At 67.7% G+C, this 15,476-nt stretch carries 15 protein-coding genes, 1 tRNA gene and 1 pseudogene; 10 read left to right on the top strand and 7 right to left on the bottom strand.

Translation table 11 applies throughout. The features are described 5' to 3' along the window. Positions 1-153 precede the first annotated feature (153 nt). From ASF45_RS26780 to ASF45_RS26770, 3 genes and pseudogenes are all read left to right on the top strand, one after another. Complete coding sequence (locus ASF45_RS26780; RefSeq protein WP_156473190.1) at positions 154-930, top strand: enoyl-CoA hydratase/isomerase family protein; 777 nt, start codon at positions 154-156, stop codon at positions 928-930. A 1-nt stretch (position 931) separates the two neighbouring features. Further along, entirely contained in the window at positions 932-1,918 is a 987-nt protein-coding gene (locus tag ASF45_RS26775) for a tripartite tricarboxylate transporter substrate binding protein (RefSeq protein WP_056670717.1), read from the top strand. A gap of 137 nt (positions 1,919-2,055) precedes the next feature. Continuing rightward, a pseudogene (locus tag ASF45_RS26770) lies at positions 2,056-2,603 on the top strand (acyl-CoA dehydrogenase family protein); the annotation flags it as partial. Between the two features lie 111 nt (positions 2,604-2,714). Here ASF45_RS26770 and ASF45_RS26765 read toward each other — a convergent pair. Beyond that, a complete protein-coding gene (locus tag ASF45_RS26765; protein ID WP_056670714.1) occupies positions 2,715-3,683 on the bottom strand; it encodes a tripartite tricarboxylate transporter substrate binding protein in 969 nt (322 codons plus the stop codon). Positions 3,684-3,879: 196 nt separating this feature from the next. On the opposite strand from ASF45_RS26765, the gene ASF45_RS26760 reads away from it, so the two are divergent. From ASF45_RS26760 to ASF45_RS26745, 4 genes are read left to right on the top strand one after another with little or no spacing between them, the layout of a single operon-like run. After that, positions 3,880-5,109: a CaiB/BaiF CoA-transferase family protein gene (locus ASF45_RS26760; protein ID WP_056670712.1), complete on the top strand. Its 1,230-nt coding sequence runs from the start codon at positions 3,880-3,882 to the stop codon at positions 5,107-5,109. Beyond that, positions 5,109-5,726, top strand: a complete 618-nt coding sequence (locus tag ASF45_RS26755) for a glutathione S-transferase family protein (RefSeq protein ID WP_082551293.1) — start codon at positions 5,109-5,111, stop codon at positions 5,724-5,726. The genes ASF45_RS26760 and ASF45_RS26755 overlap by 1 nt, the downstream gene beginning before the upstream one ends. After that, positions 5,719-6,387: a flavin reductase family protein gene (locus ASF45_RS26750; RefSeq protein WP_056670710.1), complete on the top strand. Its 669-nt coding sequence runs from the start codon at positions 5,719-5,721 to the stop codon at positions 6,385-6,387. Before ASF45_RS26755 ends, ASF45_RS26750 begins: the two co-directional genes overlap by 8 nt. Before the next feature lie 15 nt (positions 6,388-6,402). Then, entirely contained in the window at positions 6,403-7,377 is a 975-nt protein-coding gene (locus tag ASF45_RS26745) for a tripartite tricarboxylate transporter substrate binding protein (protein ID WP_056670707.1), read from the top strand. A 202-nt stretch (positions 7,378-7,579) separates the two neighbouring features. On the opposite strand, the gene ASF45_RS26740 is transcribed toward ASF45_RS26745, so the two are convergent. Beyond that, positions 7,580-8,467: an alpha/beta fold hydrolase gene (locus tag ASF45_RS26740; RefSeq protein WP_056670965.1), complete on the bottom strand. Its 888-nt coding sequence runs from the start codon at positions 8,465-8,467 to the stop codon at positions 7,580-7,582. A gap of 249 nt (positions 8,468-8,716) precedes the next feature. Between ASF45_RS26740 and ASF45_RS26735 the strand changes: the two genes are divergently transcribed. Continuing rightward, on the top strand, positions 8,717-9,244 hold the full coding sequence (locus tag ASF45_RS26735; protein WP_162244062.1) for a porin: 528 nt from the start codon (positions 8,717-8,719) through the stop codon (positions 9,242-9,244). A 44-nt stretch (positions 9,245-9,288) separates the two neighbouring features. Here ASF45_RS26735 and ASF45_RS26730 read toward each other — a convergent pair whose 3' ends face one another. The 3 genes from ASF45_RS26730 to ASF45_RS26720 form a co-directional block, all read right to left on the bottom strand. After that, positions 9,289-10,095, bottom strand: coding sequence for an amidohydrolase family protein (locus ASF45_RS26730; RefSeq protein ID WP_056670702.1), 807 nt, complete (start codon positions 10,093-10,095; stop codon positions 9,289-9,291). Further along, a complete protein-coding gene (locus ASF45_RS26725; RefSeq protein WP_056670699.1) occupies positions 10,092-10,664 on the bottom strand; it encodes a carboxymuconolactone decarboxylase family protein in 573 nt (190 codons plus the stop codon). Before ASF45_RS26725 ends, ASF45_RS26730 begins: the two co-directional genes overlap by 4 nt. A gap of 77 nt (positions 10,665-10,741) precedes the next feature. Beyond that, positions 10,742-11,734, bottom strand: coding sequence for a LysR family transcriptional regulator (locus ASF45_RS26720; RefSeq protein ID WP_056670696.1), 993 nt, complete (start codon positions 11,732-11,734; stop codon positions 10,742-10,744). Positions 11,735-11,958: 224 nt separating this feature from the next. Between ASF45_RS26720 and ASF45_RS26715 the strand changes: the two genes are divergently transcribed. Next, on the top strand, positions 11,959-13,122 hold the full coding sequence (locus tag ASF45_RS26715; RefSeq protein ID WP_056670693.1) for a zinc-dependent alcohol dehydrogenase: 1,164 nt from the start codon (positions 11,959-11,961) through the stop codon (positions 13,120-13,122). A 116-nt stretch (positions 13,123-13,238) separates the two neighbouring features. Here ASF45_RS26715 and ASF45_RS26710 read toward each other — a convergent pair. Further along, a tRNA-Lys gene (locus ASF45_RS26710) sits at positions 13,239-13,314 on the bottom strand. 201 nt (positions 13,315-13,515) lie between these two features. Between ASF45_RS26710 and ASF45_RS26705 the strand changes: the two genes are divergently transcribed. Continuing rightward, positions 13,516-14,442: a PfkB family carbohydrate kinase gene (locus ASF45_RS26705; protein ID WP_063887793.1), complete on the top strand. Its 927-nt coding sequence runs from the start codon at positions 13,516-13,518 to the stop codon at positions 14,440-14,442. Here ASF45_RS26705 and ASF45_RS26700 read toward each other — a convergent pair. Next, on the bottom strand, positions 14,435-15,412 hold the full coding sequence (locus ASF45_RS26700; RefSeq protein ID WP_056670688.1) for a GMP reductase: 978 nt from the start codon (positions 15,410-15,412) through the stop codon (positions 14,435-14,437). The genes ASF45_RS26705 and ASF45_RS26700 overlap by 8 nt on opposite strands. Positions 15,413-15,476 lie beyond the last annotated feature (64 nt).

Genomic DNA, 15,476 nt, shown 5'->3' with positions numbered 1-15,476 from the left:
CGCCCCAGCCATGGGCCGCGGCCTTCAGCACAGGGGCACAGACATGGTCCGATCTGCATAGCAGCCCTGCGGCTTGCGTCCTATCTGCCTTCGACATCGTTCACTAGACTGGTGGCTCGCCAAAACCACGCTATGCCGCGCACTGGAGACTGCATGGACGACCTGACCCAACTCATCTACGAACTGAACGGCCATGTGGCCACGCTGACCATGAACGCGCCGCCCGTCAATGCGCTCACGCGCACGCTGAACGACGAGCTCACGCTGGCGCTGGACCGCATTTCCGAGATGGACGAGGTGCGCGCCGTGGTGCTGACCGGCGCCGGCAAGGTGTTCTGTGCAGGGGCCGACCTGAAGGGCCGCGCCTCCGTCATCAAGGGACCGGGCGACCTGCCCGCCCATTCGCGCCGCACGCGCGAGTGCTTCCACGCGATCCGCGAATGCGCCAAGCCCGTGGTCTGCGCCATCAACGGCGCGGCGCTCGGCTCGGGCGTGGCCATGGCCGCGTCCAGTGACATCCTGGTGGCCTCCGAGAGAGCCTCGCTGGGCCTGCCTGAAGTCGACGTAGGCCTGCTGGGCGGCTGCCGCCATGCCATGCGCCTGTTCAGCCATTCGCGCCTGCGTCGCATGGCCCTGACCGGCATGCGCGTACCGGGCGCGGAGCTGTACCGGCTGGGCATCGTCGAGGCCTGCGTGGCGCCCGAGGAACTCATGGCCACAGCCATGGAGATCGCCCAGAGCATCGCGTCCAAGAGCCCAGTCTCCACGCGCATGGGCAAGCACACGCTGAATGTGATCGAGGACATGAGCCTGCGCGACGGTTACCGCTACGAGCAGGACATGACGGCACAGATCGGCAAGACCGACGACGCCAAGGAAGCCCAACGCGCCTTCGCCGAGAAGCGCGCCCCGGTCTTCACGGGCCGCTGACATGCGCCACGCCTACCGGGCCGGGCGCCGCAACCTGCTGCTGGGTGCAGCCGCGCTGTGCCTGGCCGCCCACGCCAGTGCCGCCGACTATCCCGACAAGCCCGTCCGCCTTGTCGTGCCATTCCCGGCGGGCGGCGCCACCGACCTCATGGCGCGCACGCTGGGCCAGAAGCTCTCCGAGCGGCTGGGCAAGGGTGTGGTCATCGACAACCGGGCCGGCGCGGGCGGCAGCATCGGCGCCGAGGCGGTGGCCACATCCGCGCCGGATGGCTACACGCTGCTGTTCGCCACCATGGGCTCGCTCACGATCAATCCCAACCTGTACAAGAGCTTGCGCTACGACCCGGTCAAGAGCTTCGTGCCGATCACGCTGACGCACAGCACCTCGAACCTGCTGGTGGTGCATCCGGGCGTTCCGGCGCAGAACGTGGCCGAGCTGATCGCGCTGGCGCGCAGCAAGCCGGGCGAGCTGACCTTCGCCTCGGCCGGCAACGGCACCACCAGCCATCTGTCGGGCGAACTGTTCAAGAGCCAGGCCCAGATCGACCTGACGCACGTTCCCTACAAGGGCAGCGCACCGGCGATGACCGACTTCCTCGGCGGGCGCATCTCGATGATGTTCGACACCACCTCGAACTTCGTCGACTACGCGAAGACCGGCAAACTGCGCCCACTCGGCATGACGGGTGCCAAGCGCTCCCCGGCCATGCCTTCGGTACCCACGATCGCCGAGACGCCCGGCATGGCCAGCTACGACATGACGTTGTGGCTGGGCATGCTGGCACCGGCCGGTACGCCGCAGCCCATCATCGACACGCTGCACCGCGAAATCGGCGCGGCCATGTCCACGCCCGAGATGGCGCGCCAGATGGCGGACGCCGGCATCGAGGTCCGGCTCAGCTCGCCACAGGAATTCGCCAGCCTGATCCGGACCGACCTGGCCAGATGGGCACAGGTGGTACAGCGCGCCGGCATCCGCCTGGATTGACAAGCGCAAGTCGACGGTGGGCGCCGCACCGCATGGCGCGGGGCTGCCGTGGCCGGCCGCGCACGCAGCGTGGGTTCATGCAAGGAGACACCCGTGTTCGCCAACCCTCCGCCAGGACGGCCGACCTGCTGCAACGCATGCAGGCCTTCTTCGACCGCCACATTCATCCGAACGAGGCCCGCAGCCATGAAGAGATGGCAGCCTTCCGCAGCGCCGGCAATGCCTGGCAGGTCTCGCCGCTGATCGAGGAACTCAAACCCCTCGCGCGCGAGGCCAGCCTCTCGGCCTCTGGAACCTGTTCCTGCCGCACGCGCACCGCGGCGTGCCTGGCGTCTCCAACCTGGACCATGCGCCGCTGTGCGAGCTGATGGGCCGCGTGTCCTGGTCGGCCCAGGTCTTCAACTTCTCGGCGCCCGACACCGGCAAGATGGAGACCATCGAACGCTACGGCGCCGAGGCGCAGAAGGACGCGCTGGAGCCCTTGCTGGGCGGCACCATCCGGTCGGGGTTCCTGATGACCGAGCCGGCCATGGCCTCGTCTGACGCCACCAGCATCCAGTGCGCCATCGAGCGCGATGGCGACCACTACGTCATCAACGGCCGCAAGTGGTTCTCGTCCGGCGCCGGCAGCCCGGACTGCAACATCTTTATCGTGATGGGCAAGGCCGACCCGGACGGCCCACGCCAGGCCGGACGAGGTGCACCGCAATGCGATCGCGACGCTGGAGCTGGCCAAGCGCGGCGGCCGCATCCAGCGCTGATCCCGGGCGCGCGGCGCAAGCCGAGCGCCATCCACTCAATCGAGCTTGGCCCCGACCGCCTTCGCCAGTGCCCCCCAGCGCGCTGACTCGGCCGCGATGAAGGCGCCGAACTCCTCGGGCTTGCTGGCCACCACCTCCACCCCCTGTTGTTCGAACTGCTTGAGCAGCTCGGGAGAATGCAGCGCGGCGCCCGTCGTCGTGTACAGCTTGCCCACGATGTCGGCAGGCGTCCGGGCCGGCGCCAGCATGCCGTACCAGTTGTAGGCCTCGGCCTTGGGCACGCCCAGCTCGGCCATGGTCGGCACGTCCTTCATGATGGGGATGCGCTTGCTGTTCGTGACTGCAAGCGCGCGCAGCTTGCCGGACTGGATGAAGGGCAGCGCGACCGGGATGTCGACCATCATCATGTCGACCTGCCCGCCCAGGATGTCGGTGATGGCCGGCGCCGCGCCGCGGTACGGGATGTGGTTGATGTTGAGCTGGGCTTCGCGCTTGAGCAGTTCGGCCTGCAGATGCGGCGTCGTGCCGCTTCCGGCCGACGCGTAGTTGATCTTGCTGCCCTGGCCCGTGGCGGCGGCCTTCAGCTCGGCAAAGGTCTTGTAGGGCGAGGCGGCCGACACCACCAGCACGGCCGGCACCTTGAGCGCCTGCGTGACCGGGATCAGGTCCTTCTGCGGGTCGTAGGGCATGGATGCCGTGAGGTGCGGCACGATCGCCAGCGCACCGGCGGACGAGAACAGTACCGTGTAGCCATCGGCCGGCGCCTTGGCCACCGCATCGGCACCGATCAGGCCACCGGCACCGCCCTTGTTGTCGATCACCAGCGTCTGCCCCAGCGCCGCGCCCATCTTGGCGCCGAGCGCGCGGGCAGTCTGGTCGACGGGGCCGCCCGCAGGGAACGGGATGACCACGCGGATCGGCTTGTTGGGATAGCCCTGTGCTGCGACCGACAGCGCGGCAATGCCCAGCGCGATGGCGGCGGCGGATTTCAGGAACTTGTGCATGGCGATGTCTCCACGGGATTAACGTGCAGGCACTGTAGGAAGCGGCCGCCCGTCTGCCACCGATGCCATGCGCATACCTGCTATGCAAAGCCGGCGCTGCTATGCGCCGCGGCGCATCACAGCCTTGCCGGCTGGCGGGTAGCCCGAAGCGGTGGCGGCTTCCAGAATCAATGGCATCCCCAAGGAGATTCTCCAGATGACCACCGCCAAAGGCCCACTGTCGCACGTGAAAGTGCTCGACCTCAGCCGCATCCTCGCCGCACCCTGGGCCAGCCAGATCCTCGCCGACCTGGGCGCCGACGTGATCAAGGTCGAGCGCCCCGGCGCAGGCGACGACACGCGCACCTGGGGGCCGCCCTTCCTGAAGGACGCCGAGGGCCGCGACACCAAGGAGGCCGGCTACTACCTGGCCGTGAACCGCGGCAAGCGCTCGATCACGGTGAGCCTGGAGAAGCCCGAGGGTCAGCAGATCGTGAAGGACCTGGCGGCGGAAGCCGACATCGTGCTGGAGAACTACAAGGCAGGCACGCTGGCACGCTACGGGCTGGACGAAGCCTCGCTGCGCAAGATCAACCCGCGGCTGATCTACTGCTCGGTCACAGGCTTCGGCCAGAGCGGCCCGCGCCGCGACCAGCCGGCCTACGACTTCCTGATCCAGGCTATGGGCGGCCTCATGAGCGTGACCGGCGAGCGGGACGACCGGCCCGGCGGCGGCCCGCAGAAGGTGGGCATTCCCATCGTCGACCTGATGACAGGCATGTACACGGCGGTCTCGGTGCTGGCCGCGCTGGCGCGCCGCAACGAGACCGGCGTGGGCGACAACATCGACATCGCCATGCTCGACGTGCAGGTGGCCACGCTGTCGAACCAGGCCATGAACTACCTGGTGTCGGGCAAGCTGCCCCGACGCAACGGCAACGCCCACCCCAACATCCAGCCTCAGGACGTGTACGCCTGTGGCGACGGCGACGTGATCCTGGTGGTGGGCAACGACAGCCAGTTTGTCAAGCTGTGCGAGGTGCTGGGCCGCGCCGAATGGAGCACCGACGAGCGCTTCGCCACCAATGCGCAGCGCGTGCGCAACATCGGCGAGCTGTCGGGCCTGCTGCGCGCCCTGTTCTCCACCTGGTCGCGCGAGCAACTGATCGCCGCTCTGGACCAGGCCGGTGTGCCTTGCGGTGCCATCAACAACGTGGCCGAAGTGTTCGAGGAGCCGCAGGTACAGGCGCGCGGCATGCTGCGCCATGCGCCCCACCCCTGCGGCGTGGACGTGCCGCAGGTCGCCAGCCCCATGCGCTTTGCCGAGTCGCCGCTTCAGACGCAGACGGCGCCACCGCTGCTGGGCCAGCACAGCGAGGACATCCTGGCCGAGCTGGGCTACAGCGCCGAGAGCATCGCCCGGCTGCGCACGGCGGGAGCCATCTGATGGCCGCGCTCATGCGGTTGCATTGGTCGCCCAAGTCGCCCTACGTGCGCAAGGTCATGGTCTGCGCCCACGAGCTGGGCCTGGTTCCGCAGCTCGAGCTGGTGCGCTCGGTGGCGGCCATGCTCAAGCCCAATGCAGCGCTGATGCAGGACAACCCGCTGTCCAAGATCCCCACGCTGGTCTGCGCCGACGGCCTGCGGCTGTTCGACTCGGCCGTCATCTGCGAATACCTCAATGCGCTCGCAGACGGCCCGCTGTTCCCGCAACAGGGCCCCGCGCGCTGGCAGGCGCTGCGCTGGCATGCGCTCGGCGACGGGCTGCTGGACCTCTCGATCCTGTGGCGCAACGAGCGCGAGCGCACGCAGCCACTGCAACCGCTGATCGAGGCTTTCGAATTGAAGGCCCGCGCGTGCCTGGCGCAGCTGAACGCCGAGACCGACGATCTGCTGGTAGCGCCCTTCTCCATCGGACCGCTGACGTTGGGCTGCGCGCTCGGCTACCTGGACTACCGCTTCGACAGCTTCGGCTGGCGCCAGCAAGCGCCGCGGCTGGCGCAATGGTTCGAGCGGCTTTGTGCCCGGCCGTCTTTCCAGGCCACGGTGGCTGTCGATGGCTGAGGCGCCCGCCGGCTTCGTCTGCATCGATGGGCAGAGCCTGGACACCGACACCGCGTACCGCCTGGTCGTGGGCTGCGTGGCGCCGCGCCCGATCGCCTGGGTCACCACGGTCGATGCACAAGGCCGCGTCAACGCAGCACCTTTCAGCTCCTACAACTACGTGGCAACCAGTCCGCCGATGCTGGCCATCAACATCGCCGCGCGCGCCGGCGATGGGCGCACCAAGGACACGGCGCGCAACATCCTCGGCAGCCGCGAATTCGTCGTGAACGTGGCGACCGAGCACAACATGGAGCTCATGCACCAGAGCGCGCAGGAGTTCGCGCCCGACGTCAGCGAAACGGAGGTGCTGGGCATCCCACTGCTGACCAGCCGCCATGTACGCCCACCACGCATCGCGATTTCTCCGGTGCAGATGGAGTGCCGCCTCGACCAGGCCATCGTGCTCGGCTGCGGCATCAACACGCTGTACATCGGCGAGGTCGTGGCCTTCCATCTGTCGCAGGACGTGTACGACGGCCAGCGCGTGGACACGGCGCGCATGCGGCCCATCGCCCGACTGGGTGGCCCCTTCTACGCAGGGCTTGGCGAGATCTTCCACCGGCCCATGCTGCAGCGCCCGCCTGGCGGCGAGGGATGGGAACCGACGAACACCAACTGACAACGAGACAACGCAATGCCCTCCACCCATCGACGCTCCATCCTGCTCGCAGCCGCCGCGCTGTGCCTGTCGCCTGCGCTGCATGCCGAGGAGTTCTACCCCACGCGCCCGATCACGCTGGTCAACCCCTACGCGGCCGGCGGTCCGGCCGACACGCTGGCACGCGGGCTGGCACGCCTGCTGGAAGCCCGGCTGAAGCAAGCCATCGTGGTCGACAACAAGTCCGGCGGCGCCGCCACCATCGGCACGGGCTTCGTCGCCCGCGCCCGGCCGGATGGCTACACCGTGCTCATCGGCACCTCGGCCGGCCACGTCGTCACACCACTGATGCAGAAGATCCCGTTCGACGGCGTAGCCGATTTCGCGTTCATCGCCGGTGTGGCCAACCAGCCCAGCGTGCTGGTGGTCCATCCTTCGGTGGGTGTGTCCAACGTGGCCGAGCTGATCGCGCTGGCGAAGAAGGAGCCGGGCAGGCTGAACTACGCCTCGGCCGGCAGCGGCGGTGCCACGCACCTGGCCGCCGAAGCTTTCCTGCAGCGCGCCGGCATCCGGATCACCCACGTGCCCTACGGTGGCGCGGCCCCGGCCATCAAGGACGTGCTGGGCGGCCAAGTGCAGATGGGCATGCTCAATCTGGCGGCGACGCAGGCCTTCATCGCAGACGGCAGGCTTCTGCCCTTAGCCTATGGCGGCGCCCAGCGCGCGCCGATGCTGCCGCATGTGCCCACCATGGCCGAGGCGGGCTTCAAGGGCTCGGAAGTCTCGACCTGGTACACGCTGGCCGCCCCCAAGGGCACGCCGGCCGCCGTCGTCGAGATGCTGCGCAAAGCCATGGCCGACGCCCAGGCCGATCCGGCCTACCAGGCGCTGCTGTCGTCCCTGGGGGCGGAGCGGCTGGATCTATCGCCCGCGCAGACCACGGCATTCGTGCAGGCGGACAAGGTGGCAATGACGCAGTTGCTGGGCAGGTTGAACCTGCTGGACCGGTAGCCAGCATGGGCGGCGACCTGGCTGCTGGCAGCAGGCCGCTCCACCCAGACCAATGGAAGGAGGAACAGCCGTCCTGGGCAAGGCTGCGCGGGCCGAGGCCACCGGATTGCCCTGCCCGCGCAGGTCCCCCGCAGGCCCATGCCCGACGTCACGGTCGAGCCAGCAGGGAGAAGACGGCGCCCTTGGGGCGTATACGACCTCCTCAGCGCGGCAGGCGGTCCGCCCAGTCGGCCACCGCATCGGCCGTTTCCATGGGCTTCTCCGCTGGCAGCGCATGGCTGGCGCCCTCCACGATCTTCACCGTCACACGGTCCGCAAACTCCTCCTTCAGCTCCAGGCGTGAGGCCACCGGACGGAACGGGTCTGCGCCGCCCTGCAGGTCGAGCAGCGGCGCGCGGCCACCGGCCCACCAGTCGGCCTGCCGCGTGCGCTGGCGTGCCGCACGCTGGCTCTTCGTGACATCTTCGTACCATCCATCCAGCCAGGGCCGCGGGTCGTTGCCGGCGGCGAAGAAGCCCAGCCGCAGCCCGGCCAGCCGTTGTGCCTCGGTGGACTTGGGATCGTTGATCATGGTGATCGCGTCGCTGAGCTCCTTGGGCCAGGTCCTGGCTCCTGCTGCAAGCAACACCACGCCGCGCGTCAGCGCGGGGAAGTCTGTTGCGATCACACGCGCGATCCAGTTGCCATAGGCATGGCCAGCCACGATGGTCGGGGTGCCACCCTCTTGTTGGATCACGGCCGCGAAATCCTTGGCGAAGTCGTGGAAGCTGACCCCGTCCATCGGGCCGACGCTGCCACCGATGCCGCGCGGCTCTGGTCGCAACACACGGTATCCGCGTGCAACCAGGCGCTCCGCCAGCAAGCCGAACTCTTCCGTGCCGCGCCCGGTGGACGCGATGACCATGATCAGAGGTCCGCGACCCTGAGCGTGGTAGACGATGGTGGCCTCCGGGGTCTGGACTGTCTTGCGCTCCGCGCCGCTTGCCGTGGCCATCAAGGGCAACAGGCATGCCGCGGCCACCAGGCCCTTTGCCAAGCGGCGGCGGGTGCGGTCGCGCAGTGGCGGCGCAGCCAGGTCATGGCGTTGCATACGGTTGTGCGAGCGCGTTTCTGCAGTCATGGTGGTTTCCTGACATTGATGGATGGCGTGTCGCGGCGCACATGCCCGGCCGCGTTCTCGAAGTGTCGTGACCGGGAAGCCAACACGTCAGGACGCGGCCGGCAAGACAGCTATGCACCGGCAGCCAACTCCATGGGCAACTCGCGCCTGCATTGCGCAGCGGGAGAAGGCAGGTTTGCGCCGCGTGGGGTGGCTGCGCAATGCCCCGGTTCCTAATTGGTGTTCTACCGCAGTGGCAAAACGCTAGCGGGTCTGTCGTACACGCGTGTCGACAACGCCAACGACCTGGCCCACGACGCCGGCACCACCTTCGGCGTGCGCCATGATTTCGGCGCGTTCAGGGTGGCCGGCATCGCGCAGTCCGGTGCCTGGCACGGCACGCGGACGTCCGCAGCGGCGAGCCCGACCAGCATCTTCAGCCGCAGCTACCGCAGCTACCTGGTCGGCGGCTCTGTGCCGGTGGCCACGACGACGACGGTCAACGTCTCCTGGAAGCGCTATGACGACCGCACGGCTGGCAACTTCGATGCCAGCCAGCTGAGCATCAATGTCGTGCATGCGCTGTCGCGCCAGACCGACCTCTACGCAGGCCACTCGCGACTGAAGAACCTGCGCGCATCGTCCTACAGCGTGTCGGATGCGAGCACTGCCTACACCGGCGTGGCACCGGGGGCGTCCACGTCTCTGCTGGCAGCAGGCATCCAGCACACGTTCTGGTGCCGCATGGCCCGGCCACCCAGGGGTTGAGCGGGCATGGTTCAGGATGGCGCGCCCCAATGGGGGCGCGCGTGTCAGCGGTACAGGGTCTCGGGATTGGCGTGGAGGACCTGCTGCACCACAGCCTCGTTACCGGCCCAGTCCTCGAACAACGCCAGCAACCGGGCCGCATCCGGCTCCGGCGTCACACGCAGGTGCGGCCAGTCGCTGCCCCACACCAGGCGCTCTGGGTTGGCCGCCACCATCGTCTGCTGGAAGACGCGGCCGACCTGCCAGTCTGGCGACTGCAACAAGTTGCGGTAGGCGCACAGCTTCACCCAGATCTTGCCGGTGGCGAGCAACTCCAGCAGCGTACGGAAGCCCGGAGCGTCGACACCCGCGGCCACATCGAAGCCGCCCATGTGGTCGATCACGACGGGCACGGGCAGTGCCTTCAGTTCGGCAGCAATGTCGGGGAGTACCTGGCAATCGGTCCACAGCTCGGCGTGCAAGCCGGCGTCGGCCAGCTGCGGCGCCAGCGCCAGCAGGTCCTCGAACGACGCGCTGCCAGCAAAGTTGGCCGCGCCGCTGCGGTGGCTGAAGCGCGCACCGCGTACGCCGCGTGCGTGCAGGCCGACCAGAGGCAGAGCGTCGCCAGGCTGGACGACAACCACGCCGCGCCAATCCGGCCGAAGGGCCAGCGTGTCGAGCAGCAGAGTATGGTCCTTGCCGTAGGCGCTGGCATGCACCAGCACGCCGTGGGCCAGGCCCAGGCGTTGCAGGAGTGTCGCGTACCGGACGTCTACCGCTTCCGGCGGTGTGTAGCTGCGCTCGGCGGCCAGCGGGTAGCGCGCGTAGGGTCCGAACAAGTGGGCGTGGCAATCCCAGCCGGCGATGGTCATGCAATGGCTCCGCGCTGCGGCAGCGGGAAGGCTGGCACCTCGCCCTCGGGCAGAGGGATCTCGTGGCAGTTCAGCGTCATGGCGACCAGCGTGTAGTAGCCGATCAGCGCCGTCAGCTCAACCACGCCGCGCTCGCCGAAGCAGGCCAGCGCGCGTGCATAGGTGGAGTCGGAGACCGAGCGGTGACGGTTCAACTCCACCGCATAGCGGTAGATGGCGGCATCGTCGTCCGACAGCCCAGGCGGCTCGGTCTGCGCCAGCAGGGCCGCGATGACGGACGGTTCGACACCGGCTTTCTCGGCCTCGCTGCGGTGGGCATACCATTCGAATGGCGACTGGCAGGCGCGGCCCGTGACCAAGATGGCGATCTCGGACTGGCGCGGCGTGAGCTTGGTGCCGTAACGCAGCAGCGCGCCGAAGGCCTGCCATCTGTCGGCCAGCTCCGGGTTGTGCAGCGCCGCGCGCAATGGGCCCTGGATGCGGCCGCGCGGGCCGGAGACGATACGGTCGTGGACGGCGCGCTGCGCATCGTCCATGGCGTCGGTGGGAAATAGCGTGATGCGAGGCATGCGTGTCGTCTCCGAGCGGAAAGCATGCCAGCTTATCGGCTGCGGCGCGGGTCGCGTGTGCAGGCCCGGCAAGCCTGCTATGCGGCGGGCGGCAAGTCGCCATTCGCCGCGATGCCCGAGCGCCACATCCCGCTGCGCGCGCTGTCTTCGACAATCTGCACGATCTCGGCCGCCACGGCCGCCACGGCCCGGCTCGGCCCCTTGCTGCGCGCCGTGGCCATGGACACGATGCGCTGCAGGGTTGGCGTCGCGATGCGGGCCGCCTGCAGCTTGCCCTCCTGGACCTCGGACCACACGGCGTGGATGGGCAGCACGGTGTAAAGCCGCGCCTCCGCCACTGTTGAGCGCATCAGCGGCAGCGAATCGGCTTCGATGACGGGGGCCAGCGTGATGCGCTCGTGCCGGGCCATGGCGTCCAACGCCGTGCGCAAGCCATTGGGCACGCCGGGCAGGATGAAGGGCAGTTCGTGCAGTGCGGAGAACGGCACCTCGTCGGCCGCCGTGAGCCGGTCCCCGGGCGCGCCGATCAGGTAGCTGTCCACCGTGGCCAAGGCCCGCTCGTGCTCAGGTGGCGCACCACCGTAGCGGTACAGGATGGCGATGTCGACACGCGCATCCGCCAGCCACTCCTCGACCTGGCCACTGGAGCCTTCCAACACCTTGAGGTGCACGCCCGGGTGGAGTCCGCGCAGTTGCCTGAAGAGCCGCCCGACCATGGGGTTGGTGATGGAGGGCAACGAGCCGATGGTGACGCGGCCGGCCGGCTCGCGCGCTTCGCCCAGGATCTCCGCTTCCAACTGCTCGGCGTCGGACAGCAGGGCCTTGACCAACGGAAAGATGCGCTCCCCCACATCGGACAGCGCGACACCGCGGCCAGTGCGGTTGAACAGGCGTGCCTTGCATTCGCGCTCCAACGCGTTGAGGTGGCGGCTCAGCAGCGACTGGTTGCTGTCCAGAAAAAGAGCCGCACGCGTGAGGCTACCTAGCTCGGCGATGGCGAGGAAGGCGCGCCATTTCTGCAGGTCGGAGGTCAGGTCCAGCCGCAACTGCGTGGGCTTGTGGGACTGCATGAAGGGCTAACGAGAAGTCAATGGGATTTGAGGATTGTGACGGCGATCCGCGTGAGCCTCGAGCGAGGAGCCAATCCGAGCGGCAGGAAGACAGACGGGACCTTCAGACGTGCGCGACCTCCTACGGTCGGCCCCGCGCATGGACGTCATCTTCAGGTGCACCCCGCGTGAACACTGGGATCAGCGCACCGCAGCGCTCCACCCATCCAACCCAAGGAACCACCATGCTGGCATTGACCTATCAGGGATCGAAGAATGTGCGCGTCGAGCAGGTTCCCGACCCGGCAATGGAAGCCGACGACGACCTCATCCTGCGGGTCACCGCAACGGCCATCTGCGGTTCGGACCTGCACATCTACCGCGGCAAGATACCCATGATGAAGGACGGCGACATCCTGGGCCACGAGTTCATGGGCGTGGTGGAGGAAGTCGGCGCTGGTGTCACCGAGGTGCGCAGAGGCGACCGTGTCGTCATCCCCTTCGTCATCGCGTGCGGGCAATGCTTCTATTGCAACAAGGCCCTGTTCGCTGCCTGCGAAACCACCAACCCGGGCCGCGGCGCAATCATGAACAAGAAGCACGCGACAGCAGGAGCCGGATTGTTCGGCTACAGCCACCTGTATGGGGGCTATGCCGGCGGACAAGCCCAGTTCGTTCGCGTGCCCAAGGCCAACGTCGGTCCCATCAAGATTCCCGACGTGCTGCAGGACGAGCAGGTGTTGTTTCTCTCCGACATCCTGCCAACGGGCTACCAGGCGGCAGTGAACGCGAACCTTGGGCCGGGCAGCTCGGTGGCAATCTTCGGCGCGGGCCCGGTCGGGCTCATGGCCGCGGCATCGGCGCGCTTCCTCGGTGCGGAGCAGGTCTTCGTCGTCGACCACCACGAGTACCGCCTCCAGTTCGCGCGCGAGACCTACGGCGCAACCACCATCAACTTCGACCAGGACGACGATGCGGCGGACACAATCTTGAAGGCGACGCATGGACACGGGGTGGATGCCACCATCGACGCCGTCGGCTTCGAAGCCAAGGGCAGCGTCCTGGAGACGGCTCTGACCGCCATCAAGCTCGAAGGGTCCAGCGGCAAGGCGCTGCGCCAGTGCATCGCGGCGACGCGGCGCGGCGGGGTGGTCAGCGTCCCGGGGGTCTACGCCGGGTTCATCCACGGCTTCCTATTCGGCGACGCCTTCGAAAAAGGCTTGACCTTCAAGATGGGCCAGACGCATGCGCAGCGGTTCATGCCGGAATTGCTGGAGCAGATCGGCGCCGGCAAGCTGCGGCCAGAAGCCATCATCACGCATCGGTTGCCGCTGGCCGACGCGGCGCGCGGCTACGAAATCTTCGCCAACAAGGAAGAGAATTGTCGCAAGGTCATCCTGACGCCTTGACCTTCAACTCTCGCCAAGCGCCGAGCGCGAATGGGGCACGGCCAAAACGACCCACGTGGACAAGAAAAAAGCGCCTAGCAATTTCTTGCTAGGCGCTTGTTTTCACGACTTAATTTTGGTGGGCCCTGAGTGACTCGAACACTCGACCTACGGATTAAGAGTCCGCTGCTCTACCAACTGAGCTAAGAGCCCGATGTCTTGTGCTGCCGAACGGTTCGAGCGAACCGACTGTCTTTGCAACCATCGCCGGGAATTTTCAAGAGATCTTGTGTCCCCCGGAAGCCCTAGACTATAACCTACTTTTTGTGGATGACGCAAGATTTTGAATATTTTTTAGCGCCAGGGCCCTACTAAGATGACGGCACTGCCAGCCACAAGAACAAGGACCACACCATGCGCACATCCGGCCCATGGACACTTTGCACGGTGGGCCATGCCGCACTGGACCACTGCTTCAGCATCGCGGACTTCCCGCCGGCGCCGACCAAGACACCGGCGCGGCACTACCAGGCCATCTCCGGCGGCATGGCCGCCAATGCATCGATCGCAGCCGTGCGCCTGGGCGCGACAGTGCGCCTGCATGGCGCGATCGGCGATGACGATGCCGGCGACTTCCTGGTGCGGCGCCTCAGCGAATCCGGCGTGGACTGCCGGCAGCTCCAACGCGTGGCCGGCGCGGCCTCCTCGGTGTCGGCGGTGGTCATCGACGCGCGCGGCGAGCGCCAGATCTTCAACCACCGCGGCGACGCCCTCACGCGCGCCGCCGCACTCGACACCGGCGTGCTGGCCGGCTGCGACGTGCTGATGGCCGATCCGCGCTGGATGCCTGGCGCCCTGGCCGCCTTGCGTTGGGCGCGCCAGGCCGGTGTGCCTTCGCTGCTGGATGGCGATCTTTCGCCCACACAGGACCTGCAGGCGCTGGCGGCATGGGCCGACTGGGCGGTGTTCTCCGAAGCCGGCCTGGCGGCCTTTGCGCCGCATGCCACGCTGGCCGATGGCCTCGGCGCCGCGCTTGCCTCGGGCGCCCAACTGGCTGCGGTGACGCTGGGCGCACACGGTGTGCGCTGGCAGCGCCCGGGTGGCCCGGTGCTGAGCCTGCCGGCCTTCCCCGTGCAGGCCGTGGACACCAACGGCGCGGGCGATGTGTTCCATGCGGCGTTGGCCATGGCGGTGGCGCGCAGCCTGCCCGACGAAGACGCCATGCGTTTCGCCTGTGCCGCCGCCGCGCTCAAATGCCAGCGCCCGGGCGGCGTGGCCCACGGGCCGGACTGCGCAGAGGTCGAGCGCCTGCTCGCCGCCCAGGCCCCTGCCCTCACATGAGCAGGTGCTCGCCGGCGTTGTCGCCGCCCAGGATCACGTAGTTCACCTTGCGGATGTCCATGAGCTTCTTGCCGCCGGCATAGCTGATGGAGCTCTGCACGTCCTGCTCCATCTCCACCAGCGTGTCCGAGAGCTTGCCCTTGATCGGCTCCAGGATGCGCTTGCCCTCGACGTGGCGGTACTCGCCCTTGTTGAAGTCGCTGGCCGAGCCGTAGTACTCCTTGAACAGCTTTCCGTCGACTTCCACGGTCTTGCCGGGCGATTCCTCATGGCCCGCGAACAGCGAGCCGATCATGACCATGGAGGCGCCGAAGCGGATGCTCTTGGCGATGTCGCCGTGGTCTCGGATGCCGCCATCCGCAATGATGGGCTTGGTCGCCACACGCGCGCACCACTTGAGCGCCGACAGCTGCCAGCCGCCCGTGCCGAAGCCGGTCTTGAGCTTGGTGATGCAGACCTTGCCCGGGCCGATGCCGACCTTGGTCGCGTCCGCGCCCCAGTTCTCCAGGTCGATGATGGCCTCGGGCGTGCCGACGTTGCCTGCGATCACGAAGGACCCGGGCAACTTGTCCTTGAGGCAGGCGATCATGTTCTTGACGCTGTCGGCATGGCCATGGGCGATGTCGATGGTCACGTACTCGGGCGTCAGGCCCTCGCTCACCAGCCGGTCCACGGTGTCGTAGTCCGGCTTCTTCACGCCCAGCGAGATCGAGGCGAAGGTCCCCTGGTCCTTCATGCGGCGCACGAAGGCCACGTTGTCCAGGTCGAAGCGGTGCATCACGTAGAAGTAGCCGTGCTGCGCCAGCCACAGGCAGGTGGCCTCGTCGACCACCGTCTTCATGTTGGCCGGCACCACCGGCAGGCGGAAGCTGCGGTCACCCAGCGTCACGCTGGCGTCGCACTCCGAGCGGCTCTCCACGCGGCACTTGCGCGGCAGCAGCAGGACGTTGTCGTAGTCGAAGATTTCCATGGCGATCCAGCTTTCATCAATGCTTGCATTTAAGGATTGAGCGCTTGGACTGGACCGGCCTGTC

Source organism: Pseudorhodoferax sp. Leaf265 (genome assembly GCF_001422365.1).
GTDB lineage: Bacteria > Pseudomonadota > Gammaproteobacteria > Burkholderiales > Burkholderiaceae_C > Pseudorhodoferax.
The sequence above is the reverse complement of the archived record's forward strand: the minus strand, read 5'-3'. Positions and strand labels throughout refer to the sequence as shown.